The sequence below is a fragment of the Gemmiger sp. An194 genome, from assembly GCF_002160145.1.
In the GTDB taxonomy this organism is placed as follows: Bacteria; Bacillota; Clostridia; order Oscillospirales; family Ruminococcaceae; genus Allofournierella.
In genome coordinates, this window is record NZ_NFKA01000008.1 from 89,649 (window position 1) to 111,294 (window position 21,646).

A 21,646-nucleotide genomic window follows, 5' to 3' on the forward strand; every position below is an offset into this window, starting at 1 on the left:
GCGGGGGATTGATTTTTAAAACAGCTCAGCAATTGGCACGCCGGTAGATTTCCAGGGCCTTTTCCCGGTTCAGAGGCAAAAAGCTGCCCAGCAGGAAGGTATCGCCCCGGGTGGCCTTGTCTGCCATTTGATAGAGCACCTCTTCCGGTTGCACGCCTATGCCCAGTTCGGAAAAACAGGTGGGCATGTCCAGCGAACGGAAGAAATCCACGGTGCACTGGATGGCTTGCTCCGCAGCTTTCTGGTCGTCTGGCTCAGTCACATTCCAGACCTGTCGGCCGAATCGGGCGAAGCGGGCGGGGTCCTGATGCAGGCAGTACCGGGCCCAGTGCCCCCATATTGCCGAAAGACTGGCTCCGTGCGCCACATCAAACCGACCGCTCAGCTCATGGCCCAGCTTGTGGGGGGTAAAATCGACTGCAGCACCCAGCCCGGTGAGCCCATTGTGGGAAACGCTGCCGCACCACATCAGCTCGCTCATGGCCTGGTAATCCTTGCTGTTTGCCAGCGCGGCGGGGCCGTTGGCAATCACCGTGCGCAGCAGCGCCTCGGCAAAGGCGTCGGTGAGCTGGTTGCCTTTGGTGGGGGTGAAGTACCGGTCCATGGTGTGCATCATAATGTCCACAATGCCGCAGGCGATCTGGTAGCGGGGAAGCGTGTAGGTGAGCTCCGGGTCCAGAATGGCAAAAAGCGGCCGGTTGAACGGTGTGCTCAGTCCCCGCTTTGTGCCGGTGGATTCATCGGTGAGTACGGCGGAATCGCTGGTCTCGCTTCCGGCGGCGGAAATGGTCAGCACCACACCCACCGGAAGGCTGGCGGTCACCTTCTGGCGGCCCAGCCAGAACTCCCAGATATCGGTGCCTGGGCAGGCCGCACCGTGGGCGATGGCCTTGGCAGTGTCGATCACGCTGCCGCCGCCCACCGCCAGGATCAGGTCGGCCCCGAATTCCACGGCCTGCTGCACACCCTGTCGGGCCAATCCCAGTCGGGGATTGGCCTGAACGCCGCCCAGCGTCATGCAGGCGATGCCCTCCCGGGCAAGATCCGCCAGAATCCGGTCTATCAGGCCGCTGCGCTTTGCGCTGCCGCCGCCGTATACCAGAAAGACCCGCTTTGCACCCGCCAGCCCGATCTGCTCTGCGGTCTGCGCCTCGGTCCCCTGGCCGAAAATCACGCGGGTGGGGATATGATAAACAAATGCCTGCATTGCCAAACGCTCCTCTCTGTGCGGGGCGGAACAGCCCCACTGCTGCTTTTATTCTACAAAAGGGGAAGGGACTTTGCAAGAGAAAGGGGAAACAGTGCTTTGGCCGGAGCATTGACAGAAAAATCAGGCAGCACTACAATGAAGGCAAGAGAGTTGCAAATCCAACAAAAGGAGCGCTTATGGAAGACATTCAAGTTCTGCAGTCGTCGCAGCTGTTCCAGGACATCCAGCCGGACCAGATCCGGAGCCTGCTGCATTGCCTGTGCGCGGTGGTGAATACGTATCAGAAAGGGGAGTTCATCTTGCATCGGGGTGAGCCTACCCGGCGAATGGGCATTGTGCTGGAGGGCACCGCGCATATCATCAAGGAGGACTTCTGGGGCAACCGGGTAATTCTGGGACAATCCGGCCCAGGGCAGCTGTTTGCGGAATCCTACGCCTGCCTGGGCAGTGAGAACCTTACGGTGAGCGTGGTGGCCTCCGCCACCACCCGGGTGATGTTTCTGGATGTGGGCCGTCTGTTTCAGACCTGCTCCACGGCCTGCGGCTTTCACACACAGATGATCCAGAATCTTACCCAGGTGCTGGCAGGCCGCAACCTGATGCTCACCCAGAAGGTGGAGCACATGGCCCAGAAAACCACCCGTGAAAAACTGCTGTCCTATCTTTCCGGCGAGGCGCAGCGGGCGGGCAGCGCCCGGTTTTCCATCCCCTATGACCGGCAGGAGCTGGCGGACTATCTGTCGGTGGACCGGAGCGCCATGTGCACCGAGCTGTCCAAGCTTCAGCGCCAGGGGATTCTGCGCTGCCGCAAAAAGGAGTTTGAACTGCTGGAGCTGCCCCGGGAATTCTGAGCCGGGCAAGGGAGAGGAAAGTTATGAAAAAAGAAGTGTTCAATCCGTATCTGCCCAGCTGGGAATATGTGCCGGACGGCGAACCTCGGGTGTTCGGCGGGCGGGTGTATCTGTATGGCTCCCATGACCGCTTCGGCGGGCCGCTGTTCTGCATGAACGACTATGTGTGCTGGTCCGCCCCGGAGGAGGACCTGAGCGACTGGCGGTTTGAGGGCGTGATCTACCGCAAGGACCAGGACCCCATGAACCCGGGCGGGCGGCGCTGCCTCTATGCGCCGGACGTGGTGCAGGGGCCGGACGGGCGGTATTATCTTTACTATGCCTTCGACTTTATGGGCCGCATCGGGGTAGCCGTGTGCGACGAACCGGCGGGCGCGTTTCAATTTTACGGCCATGTGGCCTTTCCGGATGGGCACCTCTGGGGCGAGCGGTCCGGGGAGCCCTTCCCCTTTGACCCGGGCGTGCTGGTGGATGACGACGGCCGGGTCTACCTGTATTCCGGGTTTGCCACCCGCATCCCGGCGCCGGTCACCGGCTTTCGCCAGCTGGAAAATCCCGGCGGCGTGGCGGTGGAGCTGGAGCCGGACATGCGCACCATCCGGCAGGGGCCGCGGCTGCTGTTTCCCCGCAAGGGGCTGCCCGGCGCCTTTGAAAACCACGCCTTCTTTGAGGCCAGCTCCATCCGTAAGGTGGACGGCCGCTATTGCTTTATCTATTCCTCCGAGCACAATCACGAGCTCTGCTACGCCATGGCGGACCATCCCTTCGGACCGTTTACCTTCGGCGGAACGCTGGTGGACATCGGGGATGTATTCCTGCCCGGTCGGCCCGACGAGGAACAGGCGGTCAACTATCTGGGCAACACCCACGGCAGCATCGCCTGCATCCGGGGGCAGTGGTATGTGTTCTATCACCGGCAGACAAACCGGCATTCCTATTCCCGCCAGGCCTGTGCCGAGCCGCTTCGCCGCAGGCCGGACGGCGGCTTTTTCCAGGCGCCCCTCAGCAGCACCGGCCTGCGGATAGAGCCCCTGCCGGATCGGGGCAGCTATGAGGCCCGAATTGCCTGCCATCTGCGCAGTGCCAAAGGTGCGGCCCGGTATGACATCCGCCTGCCCCGGCTCCGGCTGGCGGCGCACCCCTATTTCACCCAGACCGGCGCGGACCGGGAAGAGCGGCCGGACCAGTACATCGCCAACATGCGCAGCGGCAGCAGCGCGGGCTTTTTGTCCTTTGCCTTTACCGGCGAGGAGCGGCGCATCGCCTTACAGCTGCGGGGCCGCGGGCGGGGTGTGATGCGGGTTTCCCACCGGGAGGATGGCAGTCAGCCGCTGGCGGTGATCCCGATCCCTGAGGACAAATCCCTGCTGCATCCGGCAAGGCTCTGCCCAAAGGCCGGAGTACGCCCGCTGTATTTTGTGTTCCGTGGTATGGACGCAGTGGATTTTATCGGATTTTCTCTGGAATGAGAGCTTGGGCAAAGGGTAAAAAAACAGAGTCGGATTTTGTGGAATCTGAATATTGTGCGCGGCTTTTCGGACCGGTACACTTAAAGCAGGATGAAGCCGCAAAAGCTGCCGAACGGTTCCGTGACGGGTTACGAAAAATGCTTCGGCAAGGTTTGGAATATATGGCAAATGGCGCAACAAGAGCCGAAAGGAGATGCAAGCCATGAAATTCTTTCTTGATACTGCCAATGTGGACGAAATCCGCAAAGCCAACGAGATGGGCGTGATCGCCGGTGTGACAACCAATCCCAGCCTGATCGCCAAGGAGGGCCGGGATTACGCCGAAACACTGAAGGAGATTGCCGCCATTGTGGACGGGCCCATCTCCGGTGAGGTGAAGGCCACCACCGAGGATGCCGAGGGCATGATTGCCGAGGGCCGGGCCATTGCGGCCATGCATCCCAACATGGTGGTGAAGATCCCCATGACAACCGAAGGCCTGAAGGCCATCAAGACATTGAGTGCCGAGGGCATCAAGACCAACTGCACCCTGATCTTCAGCGCGAACCAGGCGCTGCTGGCCGCCCGCGCAGGTGCCACCTATGTGTCGCCCTTCCTGGGCCGTCTGGACGACATCAGCCAGCCCGGCATTGATCTGATCCGGATGATCTGCCAGATGTTCGCCAACTATCCGGACATCAACTGCCAGATCATTGCCGCCAGCGTGCGCAACCCCATCCACGTGACCGACTGCGCTCTGGCCGGGGCGGACATTGCCACCGTGCCCTATAAGGTGATCGAGCAGATGACAAAGCATCCTCTCACCGATCAGGGCATCGAAAAGTTCAAAAAGGATTACCTGGCGGTGTTCGGTCAGTAATTCCAAAAAGCAAAAAGCCGCGGGCGTGCTCCTTCAGGGGCTGCACACGCGGCTTTTTTCGTGCCTGCGAAGGGGTGTTTTACAAAATTTTCATTGCATTGCGGGCAGCATTCGGTATAATAAGGCACGAACCACACGAAAATGAGGGGCAAAGGAGAAGCCATGAAACAGATGATAAAAAGAGGACTGAGCGCACTGAGTGCCGTATTGCTGGCAGTCTGTATGCTCATGCCGGTCTATGCGGCCGAAACCGCTTCGCTGGCCGATGCGCTGGACCAGACCGCCCGCCTGCAGCAGCTGGCGGAGGAATATGCCGCCGGCCAGCAGAGCGAAAGCGATCCGCTGATGCTCACGATCAACTACATACGCACCCAGCGCTACGCGGATGCCAGCTGGGATATGATTCTGGGCGCGCCCAGTGAGGAGTTTGCCCAATTTGTGGCCGGGCAGGACCCGGAGCTGGAGCAGCTGCAAACGCTGGAAAACGTGCAGATCCCGGCCACCGGTGAGCCGGTGGACTTTGTGCATCTGGTGGCGGGCATCGGGGCCACCTACAAGCGGATGCCGGTGGTGTGTACCTGGGGCGGCGACTGCATCCAGCTGGCGGGCAGCATCCAGGGAACCGGCGCGGACGAGGAGGGCTGCATCCAGCAGCTGAAGCCCTACTTTGTCTGCGAGGACGAGAACGCAAGCCTGATGCCGCAGAGCGACTGGCTGGCAGATCTGGACGGAGTGAACATTGGAATCACACTGAGCAGCGGCAGCGATCTGTCCGAAGCCATCGGGCAGTATTATCAGGACATTACCGATGAGAAGCGTGCCCGGCAGTTTGTGCTGGCTCAGTTCGGGGAGGCGGATACCGGTGACCGGGAGGCCTTCCGCCAGCAGGTGAAGGATAAATTTTTCGCGGATTCCGGTGTTCAGCTGCTCCTGCTCAGTCAGAAACAGATGACGCTGGACGAGGAGCGGAACATCGTTGCGGTGGATTCCATGGATGCACCGCTGAATGCAGTGTGCAGCCTGACCGCTGATACACTGGCTGATATGTTGGGCGGCGCGAAGGTGACCGAAGCTCCGGCACAGACGAGTGAATCGCAGGCCGGCCAGACGGAGAGCGGCGAGCAGCCCACCCAGCCGGAGCCCGCCCAGTCCACTGCCCCGGTTCTGGGGCAAAGCTCGCTGGCACAGACCATGCAGAAGCATGCTTGGCTGCCCTGGGCCCTGGGCGGTGTGGTGCTGTTCTGTCTGCTGGTGCTGGTTGCATTGTCCCGCAAAGGCCGCTGAGCCGGGCATTTCGCGGATCTTTCGCAGTGTGCTCATATTCTGTTCAAATTCAACTGGTATAGTAAAACCATGGTCAAAGCAGTCAAGGCTTTGGTGATAAAGTTACCGCAGCCGACAGATGAATCTGCTACCATGTAGATAGGAAATCCAATCGATGGATTTTCCCAGAAGAAACTGACAAAGGAGAGCACCACAATGATCCAATCGTTTTTGCAGCAGGCCCTGGTTCGGCTCGGCCCCTCGGTACAGGTGCTGGCCTGGCTGGAACAACTGCCTTTTATCCCCCAGTGGCTGCGCCCGGTTCGGGCCCGTGCGCGCCGCTGAGCGGTCAAACATTCTGACAAAAGAAAAGCTCCGCTTCCGCAAGCCCTGGAATCCAGGGTGCGGGAGCGGAGTTTTTTGCTGCTTACAGCTGGCTGACGATGGGAAGACGCTTCCAAACCTGCCACCAGTCGGGGCGGACCGGCCGGTTCGGGTCCGGCTCGATCTCGATCACATGCTTTTCGTAGGCATTTACCACGGTGGTGCTGCCCTTCTGGCAGCAGCGGGGAAGATTGGAATTGTAGCTCATGTGTACATGGCCGTGCACGAAATAACTGGGGGAATATTCCTCCAGCAGGTGGTTGAAGCACTCGAAGCCCCGATGGGGCAGGTCTTCCCCGTCGTTCAGATCCCGCGCGGGTGCATGAGTGACCAGAATATCAAAGCCCTTGTAGCTTTTTAGCTTGCGGCGAAGCCGCCGGATGCGACTGGACATCTGACGCTCGGTGTACTGAAAGGGCCCCTCCTTATAGCGGAAGGATCCGCCCAGCCCCAGAACACGGATTCCGCGGTATTCAAAAATATCATCCTCAATGCAGATGCAGCCCTCCGGCGGATCGTGCAGATAACGAGTATCGTGGTTGCCGTGTACATAAAGCAGAGGGGCAGAGGTAAAGGTGGCCAGCAGGGTCAGATAATGGGGGTTCAGATCCCCGCAGGAGATGATAAGATCATAGCCGCGGATCTTGTCCGGGCTGAAAAAATCCCACAGATACTTTGATTCTTCATCCGCCAGCAGCAAAATTTTCATGTTTGACTTCTCCTCGCCGAGCCTGTATTACAGGATCTTGGTGGTTGATTCGTCCTTGTGAACGCCGATCAGAGAAACCAACGGTTTGGCTTCATCGATCAGTTCGTCGAAGCGGGGGATGCGGCCGATCACGTTGCTGGCCAGCCAGTCCATAGTGATGACCTGCTCCGCGGTGAGGCGGCTGTGGTCTTCGGGCATCACCACATGGCCATCCTGGGCATAAAGCACACCCGCAAAGGGATCGAAATCCCGGCTGCAGACCGCCTGGCGCAGCAGATTGACCAGACGCTGAGTCTCGACGGGCAGGCTGCGGGAGCACAGCACATCAATCACGCCGGCATCCATACCCCACCAGTAGTTCAGCGCACGCTCACCGCTGTTGCCGGCGGACCAGCCGCCGTTCATGATGGACTGCACGATACGCACATAAAATTCGCCCCAGTTCCAGAAGGGCATTGCATAATTGCAGATGTGGTCCCCCTCCAGCCGGTAGAGGCCGAACTTCCAGGGGGGCTGCTGGGGAGCCCGGTTATCCAGGTCCGAGATCAGAGTCACGCCGTTTTCTGCAAAACGGGCGGCGATGTCCACGTTCTTTTCCGAGGTCCACTCCAGATATACCTTTGCCCGGGGATTGGTCATCTGCGCGCCCAGAGCAAAGGCGTTGATGGCCGCAATCATGCCGTAGGTGGGGTAGGTGGCCACATAGCCGATCTTGTTGTCATCCGCCAGCGCGCCTGCGATGGCACCCAGCAGGAACTTGGCCTCGTGGATGCGGCCGTAATAGGTGCGGATGGACGGGTGCGACATATTCAGTGAACAGTTGATGATCTTCACTTCCGGGTGAGCCAGCGAGGCCTTCAGGCTGGCGTTGATCAGCTTGGGTGTGGTGGTGAAAATCACATCGCAGCTATCGGCCACAGCCTTCTCCAGCACCTCGTCACCGTTTGTTTCCGGCTGTACATGATCGTAGCACAGGGTGGTCACCCGGCCACCGAAGTGTTCCTCCAGCTCGCCGCGGCCAAAATCGTGGGCGTAGGTCCAGGGGGAGGTGTCGGCGCTCTTCTCGTACACAAAGCCCACCTTCAGGCTGGGAGCCTGGAAGGCGATGGGGTTGTGCAGCCGGGAGAACAGGCCGGTGTTCTGGGGCGGCAGCGCAGGCTCCATGGAAAGCTCCACCGCATCCGGGCGGGTCAGCACCAGGATTTCGCTCCAGGCCCGTTCCACTGCCTGCTGCAGCTCCGGCATGCTCATGCCGCACAGCTGCCGGTAGGGGTAGACCCCCATCACGGCCAGCAGGCCGTCGGCGGGGGTAATGGGCAGTCGGTCGCCGCCGCGCTGCATGAACACCGAGCGGAACCGGTAATACATCGAGGAGAGCATGCTCTTGTCGTCATCGCTCCAGCGCTCGCCGGGGGCTTTGCCCGCCGCGGCCACGAACTTGGCGAAGCGGCCCTCCTCAGTGAACCAGAGCAGATTGATCTGGGTCAGCTTGTAGAAATCCAGGAACTCATAGTAGATGTTGACTTCCTTGGAGCCGTTGCGCTTGGGAATGTAGCGGGTCACGGTGCCGGGAATGCTGGCTGCGCCGAAGTATTTCATCACCGATACCCGCTTGTTGCCCTCCACCACGTAGAAGCGGTTCAGAAACTCCACTGCCTCGATGGGGTCACGGATGCCTTCCTCCATCTGGGAATCGCACAGGGCGCTCCACTTGGTTGCAAACTCGGTGCGCTCGCCCAGAAGGGGCATGAAGTTCCGGGCAAAGGCGGTTTTGCGCCCCTCGGTCTTGGTGCCCACGATGGAATCCAGGGGGATGTTCACCACGCCCAGAGGCTGGGTGCCGTCCAGCTCGCTGTTTTCCAGAATATCATCCAGCACCTGCAGATAAGGGTACTGCCCCTTGGAAACGCAGGCCCGGAAGTTTCGCTGGCCCATTTTTTGGGCCTTTTTGTAATCTTCAATTGCCAAAGTAAGATCCCTCCTTAATAATAAGAAGCTGAATCGCAGAGCCGCCGTTACGGCCCCACTTTATGGTAAAGCATGTTCGTTCAAATTACAATACCCGGCTCGTCTCAATTTTCCGGCTGAGCTGCCATGGGCGGGAATCGCAGCTTGGTCAGACACAGGGCAAACAGGATCGAGCTGATGGTCCAGGTGATGGGGTAGGCCCAGTAGACCATATGAATGTCCGGGATCAGGCGAACCGCAATGGTGATGTAGCAGATGCGCAGCACGCACCAGATGCTCAGCATGATGGTCATGGGAATAATGGGCCGGCCCATGCCCCGAAGAATACCCGCGCAGCAGTGAGAGAAGGCAAGCAGGAAGTAGAACAGCGCCACGGTGTGCGCATCCGCCACGCCGTAGGCCACCACCTGAGGCTCATTGTTGAAGGCACCGATCAGCTGGGGCGAGAAGGTGAAGATGATCAGGCCGATGCATTCGGCCAGCAGCGGGCTGCAGATCAGGCCGAAGCGCATGCCCTGCTTGACCCGGTCAAAGCGGCCCGCGCCGATGTTCTGGCTCACGAAGGTGGAAAGCGCCAGTGCAAAGCAGGTTACCGGCAGGAAGGCAAAGCCCTCCACCCGGCTGTAGGCGGCGCAGCCCGCCATGGCGGCGGAACCGAAGGCATTGATGTTGGACTGCACGATCACATTGGCCAGCGAGATCACCGAGTTCTGCACGCCGGAGGGAACGCCCAGAGTGAGCACCTGGCGCAGCATGTCCGCCCGGAAGCCCACCTCCTTCCAGGTGATGCGGTAGGGTGCCTGCACCACTGTCAGCTTGCGGAAGGCAAGGAAGGCGCAGAGGGTCTGGCTGATGATGGTGGCCAGGGCGGCACTTTCCACCCCGCGGCCCATGCCGGCCACGAACACCAGGTCCAGCACCACATTGGTGATGGAGGCGATGATCAGATATTTCATGGGGCTGCGGCTGTCGCCTACCGACTGCAGAATGCTGGCGCCCATGTTGTACATGACCACCGACAGCGAGCCCATGAAGTAGACCCGGAAATACAGCACGGACTGAGGCAGCACATCAGAGGGGGTGCCCATCCAGCGCAGGATCTGGGGTGTGAAGAGGATACCCAGAATCGAGAGCAGCACACCGGCAACCAGGCCCAGCGCCACGGTGGTATGTACCGCCTGCTTCAGGGTCTTGTGGTCCTGCGCACCGTAAAGCCGGGCCACAAGAACGCCCGCGCCCAGTGAAACACCGTTGATGAAGCCGATCATCAGCATGATCAGGCTGGCGGAGGAGCCCACCGCCGCCAGCGCCTGCTCGCCGATGAAGTTGCCCACGATCAGTGAGTCCACCGCGTTGTACAGCTGCTGGAACAGATTGCTGAAGAAAATGGGCACCGCGAACAGCAGAATCTTTTTGGGAACGCTGCCCACTGTCAGAAGATTTTGATCGTTTGTCATAATGTAGCCACTTCGCTTTCGCATCGCGCATAAAAAACGGCCCATGGGCACAAAGTGCACCCGGAAGGACCGCGAAACAGGCGTGACAATATATTTTCAATTCTATCATACCATCTGCACGGGGGAATGCGCAAGATGGTGCTGTGCTATTGGAGCAGAGCGGTAAAGCGGCGTTGCAGCCATGACCGAGCGCTGGTATAATAGCAGGGAATCGCCGGGAAAATTTTTTCCGGCTAGTGGTAAGGAGGAAACAGAATGTATTCATCCAAGCAGATGATTGTAATGCGCCGGGATCTGAAGATGCGCAAGGGTAAGATCGCCGCTCAGGCGGGCCATGCCTGCGTCACCGCCACCCTGATGGCCCTGCAGAAGGAGGGCCGCCTGGGCCAGGTGCAGGTGGCCGATGGCTGGGTGGGTCTGGCTGCAAGCGAACAGCAGGCCACCCCCCTGAGCGAGTGGTTCGACAAGGGAGTGGCCAAGATCTGTGTGTATGTGGATTCCGAGGAGGAGCTGCTGCGGCTGCACGAAAAGGCACAGGCCGCCGGGGTCATCAGCGCCCTGATTCAGGACGCGGGCATGACTGAATTTCACGGCGAGCCCACCTATACCTGCCTGGCGCTGGAGCCGCTGGCGGCGGAGAAGGCCGACGAATTCACCGGCGGCCTGCCGCTGTATTGAACAGCCACACTCAGAATTTCAGAGCCGCAATGCGGTCGAAGGCTTCGCCCAGCTTTTCCTCGCTGGTGGTGCAGGCGATGCGCACATAGCCTTCGCCCGCTGCGCCGAAGGCCACGCCGGGCACCATGGCCACATGGGCTTCCTTCACGCACTTCTGGCAGAAGGCGATGGAGTCCAGACCGGTCTGTTTGATGTTCATGAACAGGTAGAAGGTGCCCTGGGGCTCGCGCACCGAGAGCTTCGGGATGGCGTTGATGCGCTCAGCGGTGTAGAACACCCGGCGGCGGTATTCCCCGGTGTACTTGTCGCCGATCTCACTGCGAAGCCGCAGCGCATGGATGGCCGCCCGCTGGGAGACCGAGGGCGCCGAGTAGACCATGTTCTCGTTGATGCGCTTGATGGTGTCGATCACCGCAGGCTCGGCAATGATGGAACCCACGCGCCAGCCGGTCATGATGTAGTTCTTGGAGAAGCTGTTCAGGGTGATGCTGCGCTGCGCCATGCCGGGCAGGCCACGGAAGGGGCGGAAGGGCTCCTCGAACATGTAATCGGTGTAGATCTCATCCAGAATCACCACCAGGTCGAACTCCTCAGCCACCTGGGCCAGGGTCTGGTAGGTCTGCAGGTCGTAGGCCGCACCGGTGGGGTTGCAGGGATTGTTCACGATCATGGCCTTGGTGCGGGGGGTAATGGCCGCACGCAGCCGCTGGGCGTTGATGGCAAAGCCCTCCTCTTCCAGGCAGGGCACCTCCACGGCAACGCCGCCGGTCAGCTCCACCTGTTCCTTGTAAGGGGAGAAGTAGGGCGCGAAGAGGATCACCTCGTCGCCCGGGTCCAGAATGCTCATGAGCGCCAGCTCCATGCCGAAGCAGCTGGAGGCGGAGATGAACACCTGTTCCCGCGCCAGGTCCATATTGTGGGCAGTTTTATAATAAGTACGGATCTCGTCGATCAGCTCCGGGTCACCCTGGGGCGAGGTGTAGTGGGTATGCCCGGCCAGGGCATCCTCCATGGCGGCGCGGATGATCCGCTCGTCGGTGGTGAAATCGGTGTCGCCGATGCTCAGGTCGATCAGGTCGCTGTATGCGCCCTTCTCGGCGGCTGCGCTGGCCATCACGCTGTCCTGCGCGGTCTGGAAGCGGCGGGCGATGTAATTCCTCATGGCAATGCTCTCCTTTTTTCCAAAACATTCTTTTTTATCATAGCACATCAGCACGCAAAAGGGCAGTGCTCTTTTGCACAAATCAGTGTATGAAAATCTGCATTTTGTGAATAAACAAACACAAAAGCAGGGCGGGCCTTGCGTTCTGCAGAAAGCAGAGCGTAAAATAGAAGGCGGCGGGCATAAGGCCCTGTCTGCTCAGAACAGGAGGCAATGAGATGGAAGCAATGGAACCGGCCTGGCTGCAGGCCATTCAACCCCGGACGGCTGCTGCCGGAGAGAACAGTGTGAAGGGGGCATTTCAGTACAACGAAGGCCACGGGCTGACCACCTTTTTTGTGAATGTGGAGCTGGCCGAGCCGCTGCGCGGGCAGCTGGCCCAGCAGGGTCTGGACCTGGCGGACACCGTGGCCTTCTGCCAGCAGGCTGAGGGCGGCTGGGTGGCGGCCTTTGCCGACGAGGCCATGACCAAAAAGGTGGAATACAGCCTGACGGACGCTGAAATGCAGGCGTTGATGGAGGCCAACGGCCTGCAGTTGATTCATGTATAATTATTCCAAAAGCTGGAAAATCCCATGAAAAAAGCAGGGAAAACGAGCGTTAAAATTTTGCTAAAAACTGAAAAAAGCCGTTGACAAACGGCAAAAAAACAGGGTATACTTTTTCCGTCATGCGATATGAGTTTTCATACAGAGTATCCATGCAAATATTTCTTCTGACCACCCAATCGTGGGTTAAAGGCCATACGGACAGCCGGGTCAACTGCCGATGGGCGGTGCGATACCGCCATTATTGATTGAGTTAAAAGCTCAATTTTATAAGTTGGTTACTTTACAACCAGTGCGTATTCTGCGTACATCAACTTGTAAAACGGTCAATAAGAGTAGTAAAAGTAAGTATTTGCTATATAGACTCTGTGTGAAAGCAAGCCGGGCTGCGCCCAGACGGCGTTGATTCGCTGTATCCTGCTGTGTCCATCCGGAAACTTGTCGGTTTTCGGGGCCCGCGCTGTATCACCAGAATATGATTCGTTTACAGGCAATGTGTATGCAAAAATACACATTGCCTGTTTTTTGTTGCCGCCGGGCAAAAAGGCGATGTCAATTTCAGGAGGAAACCGATGGGAGAAAAGCTGAAACTGTACGGGTTTAACAACCTGACCAAAGCGCTGAGCTTCAACATCTACGACGTATGCTACGCAAAAACCGCCCGGGAGCAGAAGGACTACATCGCCTATATCGATGAGCAGTACAATTCCGAGCGTCTGACCAATATCCTCACCACCCTCACCGATATGATTGGCGCCAAGGTGCTGAACATCGCCCGGCAGGACTACGATCCGCAGGGCGCATCGGTGACCATTCTGATCGCCGAGGGCAGCATGCTGCCCATGGGTGAGACTCAGCTGGCCCATCTGGATAAGAGCCATGTGACGGTGCACACCTACCCGGAGTATCATCCGGAGACCTGTCTGGCCACCTTCCGGGTGGACATCGATGTAGCCACCTGCGGCGAGATCACGCCGCTGTCCACGCTGGATTACCTGATCCGCTCCTTCGATTCAGACATCATCACCATGGACTACCGGGTGCGTGGCTTTACCCGGGACATGAACGGCCGCAAGCTGTTCCTGGACCACAAGGTCAACAGCATTCAGGACTACATCGAGCCGGAGCTGCTGCGCCGGTACGATGCGGTGGACATCAATGTCTACGACGCGAACATCTTCCATACCAAGATGATGCTCAAGGAAGTGGATCTGCAGAACTATCTGTTCAAGACCGATGTGTATGAGCTCCCGCCCAAGACCCGGCTGGAGATCATGAACAACCTGCGCCGCGAGATGATCGAGATCTTCAGCGGCCGCAATATCTACTAACGTTTGTCAAAAGAGGCAGGGGGAGAGAGCAATGGAACGTTTGGATCAGCAAAGGGCCCCCATCTACGAGGCGCTGGAGCGCTTCGGCAAGATGCGGGTGGTGCCCTTTGACGTGCCCGGCCACAAGCGCGGGCGAGGAAACCCGGAGCTGGCGGAGCTGCTGGGCCAGCAGTGTGTAAGCATGGATGTGAACTCCATGAAGCCGCTGGACAATTTGTGTCACCCGATCTCGGTGATCCGTGACGCGGAGATCCTGGCCGCGCAGGCCTTCGGTGCGGCCCACGCATTTCTGATGGTGGGCGGCACCACCAGCGCGGTGCAGAGCATGATCCTGTCGGTGGCCAAGCGGGGCGAAAAGATCATTCTGCCCCGCAACGTGCACCGCAGCGTAATGGGCGCCATGGTGCTGTGCGGCGCGGTGCCGGTGTATGTGAACCCGGAATGCGACCACCGGCTGGGCATCCCGCTGGGCATGAGCGTCTCGGCGGTGGAAAAGGCCATCCGGGAAAACCCGGACGCCAAGGCCGTGCTGGTGAACAATCCCACCTACTACGGCATCTGCTCGGACCTGCGTAGCATCGTAAAGCTGGCCCATGAGAACGGCATGCTCTGCCTGGCGGACGAGGCCCACGGCACCCACTTCTATTTCGGCGAGAACCTGCCCGTGTCCGCCATGGCGGCGGGGGCAGATATGGCCGCCGTCTCCATGCACAAATCCGGCGGCAGCCTGACCCAGAGCTCGCTGCTGCTCACCGGCCCGGCCATGCCGGAGGGCCATGTGCGCCAGATCATCAATCTGACCCAGACCACCAGCGGCTCCTATCTGCTGCTGTCCAGCCTGGACATTTCCCGGCGCAACCTGGCGCTGCGGGGCAAGCAGGAGTTCAAGCGGGTGAGCGAGCTGGCGGAATACGCCCGCAAGGAGATCAACGCCATCGGCGGTTATTACGCCTTCTCCAAGGAGCTGTGCAACGGCGACAGCATCTTTGATTTCGATACCACCAAGCTTTCGGTGAACACGCTGGATGTGGGCCTGGCCGGCATCGAGGTCTACGACCTGCTGCGGGACGAATACGACATCCAGATCGAATTCGGCGACCTGGGCAACATTCTGGCCTATCTGTCCATCGGTGACCGTCCCCGCGAGGTGGAGCGGCTTGTGAGCGCGCTGGCCGAGGTGCGCCGCCGGTTTGGCGGCAGCAAGGCGGGCCTGATGCAGCAGGAGTACATCGACCCCATCGTGGCGGCTTCCCCCCAGGAAGCCTTCTACGCCGAGAAGGAGTCGCTGCCCATTGAGGACACCGCGGGCCGCATCTGCAGCGAATTCGTGATGTGCTATCCTCCGGGAATTCCCATTCTGGCCCCCGGCGAGCGCATCACCAAGGAAATTCTGGACTACATTCAGTACGCGAAGGCCAAGGGCTGCTCCATGACCGGCCCCGAGGATGCGGACATCCTGCGGCTGAACGTGCTCAAATAAAAAGGAGGAAGCGATGGATTTTTGGTTTTCCGAGGCGCAGACCCCGAACGTGAAGCTGTCCATCAAGGTGGACAAGCAGCTGTTCAGCGGCAAGAGCGAATTCCAGCGCATCGATGTGTTTGAAGCGCCGGAGTTCGGCCGCTTTTTGACGCTGGACGGTTATATGATGCTCACCGAAAAGGATGAGTTCATCTACCACGAAATGATCACCCATGTGCCCATGGCGGTACATCCCAAGGTGCGGGATGTGCTGGTCATCGGCGCGGGCGACGGCGGCGTGATCCGCGAGCTGACCCGCTACCCGGAGATCGAGCACATCGACATGGTGGAGATCGACCCGCTGGTGGTGGAGGTGTGCAAGAAGTATCTGCCCCAGACCTCCTGCCGGCTGAACGATCCCCGCCTGACCATCCATTACGAGGATGGCGTGCGGTTCATCCGCTCCTGCAAGGATCAGTACGACCTGATCATCGTGGACTCCACCGACCCCTTCGGCCCCGGCGAGGGCCTGTTCACCCGGGAGTTCTACGGCAGCTGCTACAACGCCCTGCGGGAGGACGGCATCATGGTCAACCAGCATGAGAGCCCCTTCTACGCCGAGGACGCGGTGGCCTGCCAGCGCGCCCACAAGCGGATCGTGGAATCCTTCCCCATCAGCCGGGTGTATCAGGCGCACATTCCCACCTATCCCTCCGGGCACTGGCTGTTCGGCTTTGCCTCCAAGAAATATCACCCGCTGAAGGATCTGGACGAGACCCGCTGGAACATGCGCGGGCTGACCTGCCGTTATTACACCACCACACTGCACAAGGGCGCGTTTTACCTGCCCGCATACGTAGAGGAGCTTTTAAGAGATGTTGAGCAAGAATGTTGAGGTTTTCCTGGGGTGCGACAAGGGCCCCCGTTTCGCGTCCACCATGCTGTTCGGCGCACCCTTTGATTCCACCACCTCCTACCGGCCGGGCACCCGGTTCGGCAGCGCGGCCATCCGCCATGAGTCCTACGGCATCGAGAGCTACAGCCCCTACCAGGACAAGGACCTGGAGGACGCCAATGTGATCGATCTGGGCGACCTGGAGCTGTGCTTCGGCGATGTGAATAAGGCGCTGGACCGCATTGAGGAGCGCACCCGCCACATCCTGCACGCCAGCAAGCGGCCCTTCATGCTGGGCGGCGAGCACCTGGTAACTCTGGGTGCCTTCCGTGCAGTGGCCGCCATGTACCCGGATGTGCACATCATCCACTTTGACGCCCACGCCGACCTGCGGGACGATTACCTGGGCGCAAAGCTCTCCCACGCCTGCGTGCTGCGCCGCTGCTGGGAGCTGGTGGGCGACGGCCGCATTTACCAGTTCGGCATCCGTTCCGGCGACCGGGAGGAATTCAGCTGGGGCCGCAGCCATGTGAGCACCCGCCGGTTCGACTTCGAGGGCCTGGAAGAGACCCTGAAGGAGCTGGAGGGCAAGCCTGTCTATTTCACCGTGGACCTGGATGTGATGGACCCCTCCATCTTCCCGGGCACCGGTACTCCCGAGCCCGGCGGCGTGACCTTTGACGCTCTGCGTCAGGCGGTGACCCTGGTGTGCAGCCGGGCCAAGGTTGTGGGCTGCGATGTGAACGAGCTGAGCCCCCACTACGACCAGAGCGGTGTGTCCACCATCGTGGCCTGCAAGATCGTGCGGGAGATGCTGCTGGCTCTGCAGCCCTGAGGAAAACAAGCGTAAACTCATTTTTATAACATAGAGAATCAAACACAGAAAGAGGATGAAACCATGAGCAAGGTATTGATCATCGGCTGCGGCGGCGTTGCCGGCGTTGCCATCCACAAGTGCTGCCAGAACAGCGAAGTATTCACCGAGATCTGCATCGCCAGCCGCACCAAGTCCAAGTGCGATGACCTGAAGGCCAAGCTGGAGGGCACCACCTCCACCAAGATCACCACCGCCCAGGTGGACGCGGACGATGTGAACCAGCTGATTGCCCTGATCAAGGAGGTTCAGCCTGATCTGGTCATGAACATCGCCCTGCCCTATCAGGACCTGACCATTATGGACGCCTGCCTGGCCTGCGGCGTGAACTACATGGATACCGCCAACTACGAGCCCGAGAACCTGGATGACCCCGAGTGGAAGGCTGCCTACGAGAAGCGCTGCAAGGAAGAGGGCTTCTCCGCCTACTTCGACTACTCCTGGCAGTGGGCTTACAAGGAGAAGTTCGAGAAGGCCGGCCTCACCGCCCTGCTGGGCTCCGGCTTTGACCCGGGCGTGACCCAGGCCTACTGCGCATGGGCCCAGAAGCACCTGTTCGACACCATCGACACCATTGATATTCTGGACTGCAACGGCGGCGACCACGGCTATCCCTTCGCCACCAACTTCAACCCGGAGATCAACCTGCGCGAGGTGTCCGCCCCCGGCTCCTACTGGGAGAACGGCCACTGGGTGGAGATTCCCGCCATGAGCATCAAGCGGGAGTACAACTTCGATCAGGTGGGCCAGAAGGACATGTACCTGCTGCACCACGAGGAGATCGAGTCCCTGGCCAAGAACATCCCGGGTGTAAAGCGCATCCGCTTCTTCATGACCTTCGGCCAGAGCTATCTGACCCACATGAAGTGTCTGGAGAATGTGGGCATGCTGTCCACCACTCCCATCCAGTTCGAGGGCCACGAGATCGTGCCCATCCAGTTCCTGAAGGCTCTGCTGCCCGATCCCGCCACCCTGGGCCCCCGCACCAAGGGCAAGACCAACATCGGCTGCATTTTCACCGGCAAGAAGGACGGCCAGGACAAGACCGCCTACATCTATAATGTGTGCGACCACGAGGAGTGCTACAAAGAGGTTGGCTCTCAGGCCATCTCCTACACCACCGGCGTGCCCGCCATGATCGGCGCCATGATGCTGCTCACCGGCAAGTGGAACAAGCCCGGCGTGTACACCGTGGAGGAGTTTGATCCGGACCCGTACATGGACGCCCTGAACAAGTGGGGTCTGCCCTGGCAGGTCAACGATAACCCGGAGCTGGTGGACTGATGAAGAGCACCATTTCCACACCCTATTTTCTGGTGGATGAGACTCGCCTGGTGCAGAATCTGGAGATCCTGCGCCAGGTGGCCGACCAGGCGGGCTGCAAGATCCTGCTGGCCCAGAAGGCCTTTTCCATGTTTTCCTGCTATCCGCTGCTGCGCCGCTATCTGGCGGGCAGCACCGCCAGCGGCCTTTACGAGGCCCGGCTGGGCAAGGAGCATTTTGGCGGCGAAACCCATGTGTTCTCCCCGGCCTACAAACCGGAGGAGTTCCAGGAGTTGCTGAACTACGCCGATCACTTCGTGTTCAATTCGCCCCGGCAGCTGCAAAAGTTCGGCCCGGCGGCGAAGGCGGCGGGCAAGGCGGTGGGCCTGCGGGTGAACCCGGAGTGCTCCACCCAGGAGGGCCACGCCATCTACGATCCCTGCGCCCCCGGCTCCCGGTTGGGCACCACGCTGGCCAACTTCGACGAGAGACTGCTGCCTTTGCTGGACGGTCTGCACTTCCATACTCTGTGTGAGCAGAACTCGGACGATCTGGAAACCACTGTGGCTGCCTTTGAGGAGAAGTTCGGCAGATACCTGCACGGGCTGAAATGGATCAACCTGGGCGGCGGTCACCACATCACCCGCAAGGACTACGACCGGGAGCGGCTGGTGCGCATCGTGAAGCACCTGAAGGACACCTATCAGGTGGAGGTCTATCTGGAGCCGGGCGAGGCCGTGGTGCTGAACGCGGGCTTTTTGGTGACCAGCGTGCTGGAGACCCTGCACAACGGGATGGACATCGCCATTCTGGACACCTCCGCCGCCTGCCACATGCCGGACGTGCTGGAGATGCCCTACCGCCCGCCGCTGAAAAATTCCGGCGAGAGCGGGGAAAAGGCCTACACCTACCGGCTGGGCGGCCCCACCTGCCTGGCGGGGGACGTGATCGGCGATTACTCCTTCGACGCGACCCTGAACGAGGGCGACCGGCTGGTGTTTGAGGACATGGCCCTTTACACCATGGTCAAGACCAACACCTTCAATGGCATGCCCCTGCCCGCCATTGTCTGGCGGGATGCAAACGGGCAGGAAAAGCTGGTGAAGGCTTTCGGTTACGAGGACTTCAAGAACCGCCTTTCCTGAAACGGCTTTACACCGGGCCGCGGCGCGGGTATAATAGAAACCAGCAAAGCGAGGTGTTGCAAGCATATGCTGCTGCGCAAAAAGCCAATGTTCGGGGCCAACATCCAGCCGGCCTGCACCTATTGTGAGTTCGGCCAGAAGGCGGCGGACCCCCGGATGATCTTGTGTGCCAAGAAGGGCGTGGTTTCGCCCTATTATCACTGCAAAAAGTTCAGCTACGATCCGCTGCGGCGGGTGCCCCGCCGCCAGCCCAAGCTGCCGGAATTCTCGGCGGAGGATTTCAGCCTGGATTAAAAGCAAAAACAAACGCCCGCCCGGGCCCCTGTGTTCAGGGAAGCCCGGGCGGGCATTTTGCTTGTTGAAACAGAGAAAAGGGTCACAGAGTCTCGCCCTCGTTGGCCTGTTCCTCGGTGATTTCCTGGTCGGGAGTCTGGCTCACAAAGCTCACCTGAAACACTGCCTGGGGCCAGTTGAGGCCGATACGGGGGTGCAGCTCCTTGCGCCGGGCAGCGTTTTCCAGCGCGGTGGTCAGTTCAACCACAACGCTGCGGGTCAGCGGTCCGCCCCGCCAGTGGAAGATCAGCGGCTGATTTTTTCGGATGGCCTGTGCTGCCCGCTTTTCCACGTCCTCCAGTTTCGTGAACGAGAGTTTTTTCTCCCGGTAATAAAACCGGTCGCCGGTGGTGCAGGCGGGGGCAGGGTAGTGCAGAGGCTCGTGGTCCCGCAGCAGCTTCTCGTCGTTTAAATTAAAGTAGTCGTAGCGGATGGGTCCGGCCTTGCCCAGGGTGTTGTCGAAGGTGGCGTCCAGATGATAATACGCCCCGTCCAGCTTCACGATGTTCCAGGCATGGCGGTATTTTACGCCTTGCTCCGGGTTTGCCTCGGAAAGGGCTACCATGCACCAGACGCCCAGCGCGTCGCACAATACTTTTACGGTCTTGGCAATGCCCTCACACACCCCCACACCCTGGCCCAGCGGACCGATGATCTCGTGGGAATAGGGCTTTTTCAGCTTGTCGTACCTCACATTCCGGCAGATGAAATCGTGCACGAACTGCTCCTTCTCCCGGTCGCTCAGGCTCATGGCCGGGCGGGTGAGCTTCTGGATGCGGGCGGTCATGGCCTTCTGGTGCTCCTGAATTTTGCTCTTTTCAAACAGATATTCCGGCACCATCTCCACGCTGGAGGCCTGGGGATAGTACCGGTAGGTGAAGCGCACGGCGTAGAAAATTTCCGGATGATCCAGCCGCAGCTTCAAAAAGATTTCGGAAAGCTGCCCCGGCTCCAGCCGCGGCACCGGAAAAGAGGGGGCAATGGCCCGCAGCCCGGTGAGCATGGCATGGTAGGCAGCCTGGCTGGATTTGTCCAGCTGATTGTAATAGTAAGCTTCCATGGAGGGGGTTCACTCCTCGCTTTCGCAGTGTTCCAGAGTCTCGATGCAGTGTTCCAGCCACTGCACCATGGTGGTTTCGCGCATCACCGCACCCTCCAGCACCAGGCGGTCAGCCATTGCGGCATCAAAGCGGCCGGTGGGCGGAGCGGCATGCTCCAGTGAGGTTTGCAGGAAGGCCAGCTTCTGCTGTCGGCGCTCCAGCTGAGCCAGGGTCAGTTCCAGAAGGCGAGAACGGGAGATGTTATCGCCAAAATACATCCGCAGCCGGAATACATCTTTCGGAGTGGGGGGCAGGGGCTCATCCTGTTCCAGCCACTGGCGCAGGTCGGCCATGCCCTCCGGCGTGATGCGGTAAACCTTCCGTTCCAGACTTTCGCCCTTGATGGAGGTCTCGTACTGGATCAGCCCCTCACCCGCCAGTCGGTTCAGCTCTGGGTACAGCTGGCTGTGGCTGGCGTACCAGAAATTGGCAAGTCCTCGGTCGAATTCCTTCATCATATCGTAACCGGTTAGCTCCCGGCGGCTGAGCATGCCCAGGATGGCATATTTCAATGTGCGCATGGTGCCCTTCCTGTATTGGTCGTTTTTGATGAAATTATAGCACAAATTTTAGAGAAAAAACATATAGAAAGTGGTGAGTCCATCTGTGTGTATTTGCAGCAAAAACAAAAATGCTTGACAAAACTGTACGAGGGGAGTAAAGTGAGTTCAAATACCCAGCGAAATGG

Annotated in this window: 21 protein-coding genes; 14 read left to right on the forward strand and 7 right to left on the reverse strand. The window is 59.6% G+C overall.

Features of this window, described 5'->3' with window-relative positions:
- Window positions 1-25: 25 nt before the first annotated feature.
- Window positions 26-1,207, reverse strand: coding sequence for an iron-containing alcohol dehydrogenase (locus tag B5F28_RS07075; RefSeq protein WP_087294707.1), 1,182 nt, complete (start codon window positions 1,205-1,207; stop codon window positions 26-28).
- 179 nt (window positions 1,208-1,386) lie between these two features.
- Here B5F28_RS07075 and B5F28_RS07080 point away from each other — a divergent pair, with 179 nt between their 5' ends.
- From B5F28_RS07080 to B5F28_RS15295, 5 genes are all read left to right on the forward strand, one after another.
- Complete coding sequence (locus tag B5F28_RS07080; RefSeq protein ID WP_087294709.1) at window positions 1,387-2,061, forward strand: Crp/Fnr family transcriptional regulator; 675 nt, start codon at window positions 1,387-1,389, stop codon at window positions 2,059-2,061.
- Window positions 2,062-2,084: 23 nt separating this feature from the next.
- Window positions 2,085-3,530 (forward strand): family 43 glycosylhydrolase, encoded by a 1,446-nt coding sequence (locus B5F28_RS07085; RefSeq protein ID WP_087294711.1) that lies wholly within the window; start codon window positions 2,085-2,087, stop codon window positions 3,528-3,530.
- A gap of 202 nt (window positions 3,531-3,732) precedes the next feature.
- Window positions 3,733-4,389 carry a fructose-6-phosphate aldolase gene (fsa, locus tag B5F28_RS07090; RefSeq protein ID WP_087294714.1) on the forward strand — a complete coding sequence of 219 codons (657 nt, stop codon included), beginning with the start codon at window positions 3,733-3,735 and terminating at the stop codon, window positions 4,387-4,389.
- A 162-nt stretch (window positions 4,390-4,551) separates the two neighbouring features.
- A complete protein-coding gene (locus tag B5F28_RS07095) occupies window positions 4,552-5,673 on the forward strand; it encodes a hypothetical protein (RefSeq protein ID WP_087294716.1) in 1,122 nt (373 codons plus the stop codon).
- 195 nt (window positions 5,674-5,868) lie between these two features.
- Entirely contained in the window at window positions 5,869-5,997 is a 129-nt protein-coding gene (locus tag B5F28_RS15295) for a hypothetical protein (protein WP_275532611.1), read from the forward strand.
- A gap of 82 nt (window positions 5,998-6,079) precedes the next feature.
- Here the strand turns inward: B5F28_RS15295 and B5F28_RS07100 are convergent, their stop codons facing one another.
- From B5F28_RS07100 to B5F28_RS07110, 3 genes are all read right to left on the reverse strand, one after another.
- Window positions 6,080-6,745: a metallophosphoesterase family protein gene (locus tag B5F28_RS07100; protein WP_087294718.1), complete on the reverse strand. Its 666-nt coding sequence runs from the start codon at window positions 6,743-6,745 to the stop codon at window positions 6,080-6,082.
- Between the two features lie 27 nt (window positions 6,746-6,772).
- The gene (locus B5F28_RS07105; protein ID WP_087294720.1) at window positions 6,773-8,713 is read right to left on the reverse strand and encodes a BMP family ABC transporter substrate-binding protein; all 1,941 of its coding nucleotides are present in this window, start codon (window positions 8,711-8,713) and stop codon (window positions 6,773-6,775) included.
- Between the two features lie 104 nt (window positions 8,714-8,817).
- Window positions 8,818-10,170, reverse strand: coding sequence for an MATE family efflux transporter (locus B5F28_RS07110; RefSeq protein ID WP_343212746.1), 1,353 nt, complete (start codon window positions 10,168-10,170; stop codon window positions 8,818-8,820).
- Between the two features lie 255 nt (window positions 10,171-10,425).
- On the opposite strand from B5F28_RS07110, the gene pth2 reads away from it, so the two are divergent.
- The gene (gene pth2, locus B5F28_RS07115) at window positions 10,426-10,848 is read left to right on the forward strand and encodes an aminoacyl-tRNA hydrolase (protein WP_087294722.1); all 423 of its coding nucleotides are present in this window, start codon (window positions 10,426-10,428) and stop codon (window positions 10,846-10,848) included.
- Between the two features lie 10 nt (window positions 10,849-10,858).
- On the opposite strand, the gene B5F28_RS07120 is transcribed toward pth2, so the two are convergent.
- Window positions 10,859-12,010 (reverse strand): aminotransferase class I/II-fold pyridoxal phosphate-dependent enzyme, encoded by a 1,152-nt coding sequence (locus tag B5F28_RS07120; RefSeq protein ID WP_158097544.1) that lies wholly within the window; start codon window positions 12,008-12,010, stop codon window positions 10,859-10,861.
- Window positions 12,011-12,228: 218 nt separating this feature from the next.
- Between B5F28_RS07120 and B5F28_RS07125 the strand changes: the two genes are divergently transcribed.
- The 8 genes from B5F28_RS07125 to B5F28_RS07160 all read left to right on the forward strand — a co-directional run bounded on the left by B5F28_RS07125 (window position 12,229) and on the right by B5F28_RS07160 (window position 19,819).
- Entirely contained in the window at window positions 12,229-12,561 is a 333-nt protein-coding gene (locus B5F28_RS07125; protein ID WP_087294726.1) for a hypothetical protein, read from the forward strand.
- 569 nt (window positions 12,562-13,130) lie between these two features.
- Entirely contained in the window at window positions 13,131-13,889 is a 759-nt protein-coding gene (gene speD / locus B5F28_RS07130; RefSeq protein ID WP_087181086.1) for an adenosylmethionine decarboxylase, read from the forward strand.
- Window positions 13,890-13,920: 31 nt separating this feature from the next.
- Entirely contained in the window at window positions 13,921-15,369 is a 1,449-nt protein-coding gene (locus tag B5F28_RS07135; protein WP_087294728.1) for an aminotransferase class I/II-fold pyridoxal phosphate-dependent enzyme, read from the forward strand.
- A 13-nt stretch (window positions 15,370-15,382) separates the two neighbouring features.
- Window positions 15,383-16,243 carry a polyamine aminopropyltransferase gene (gene speE / locus B5F28_RS07140; RefSeq protein WP_087294730.1) on the forward strand — a complete coding sequence of 287 codons (861 nt, stop codon included), beginning with the start codon at window positions 15,383-15,385 and terminating at the stop codon, window positions 16,241-16,243.
- The gene (gene speB, locus B5F28_RS07145) at window positions 16,224-17,078 is read left to right on the forward strand and encodes an agmatinase (protein WP_087294732.1); all 855 of its coding nucleotides are present in this window, start codon (window positions 16,224-16,226) and stop codon (window positions 17,076-17,078) included. The genes speE and speB overlap by 20 nt, the downstream gene beginning before the upstream one ends.
- A 63-nt stretch (window positions 17,079-17,141) precedes the next feature.
- Window positions 17,142-18,401: a saccharopine dehydrogenase family protein gene (locus B5F28_RS07150; RefSeq protein ID WP_087294734.1), complete on the forward strand. Its 1,260-nt coding sequence runs from the start codon at window positions 17,142-17,144 to the stop codon at window positions 18,399-18,401.
- Window positions 18,401-19,525 carry a carboxynorspermidine decarboxylase gene (gene nspC / locus B5F28_RS07155; RefSeq protein ID WP_087294736.1) on the forward strand — a complete coding sequence of 375 codons (1,125 nt, stop codon included), beginning with the start codon at window positions 18,401-18,403 and terminating at the stop codon, window positions 19,523-19,525. Before B5F28_RS07150 ends, nspC begins: the two co-directional genes overlap by 1 nt.
- A 66-nt stretch (window positions 19,526-19,591) precedes the next feature.
- Complete coding sequence (locus B5F28_RS07160; RefSeq protein WP_058965216.1) at window positions 19,592-19,819, forward strand: hypothetical protein; 228 nt, start codon at window positions 19,592-19,594, stop codon at window positions 19,817-19,819.
- A gap of 82 nt (window positions 19,820-19,901) precedes the next feature.
- Here the strand turns inward: B5F28_RS07160 and B5F28_RS07165 are convergent, their stop codons facing one another.
- On the reverse strand, window positions 19,902-20,918 hold the full coding sequence (locus tag B5F28_RS07165) for a transglutaminase domain-containing protein (RefSeq protein ID WP_087294738.1): 1,017 nt from the start codon (window positions 20,916-20,918) through the stop codon (window positions 19,902-19,904).
- Between the two features lie 9 nt (window positions 20,919-20,927).
- Complete coding sequence (locus tag B5F28_RS07170; protein WP_087294740.1) at window positions 20,928-21,479, reverse strand: PadR family transcriptional regulator; 552 nt, start codon at window positions 21,477-21,479, stop codon at window positions 20,928-20,930.
- Window positions 21,480-21,646 lie beyond the last annotated feature (167 nt).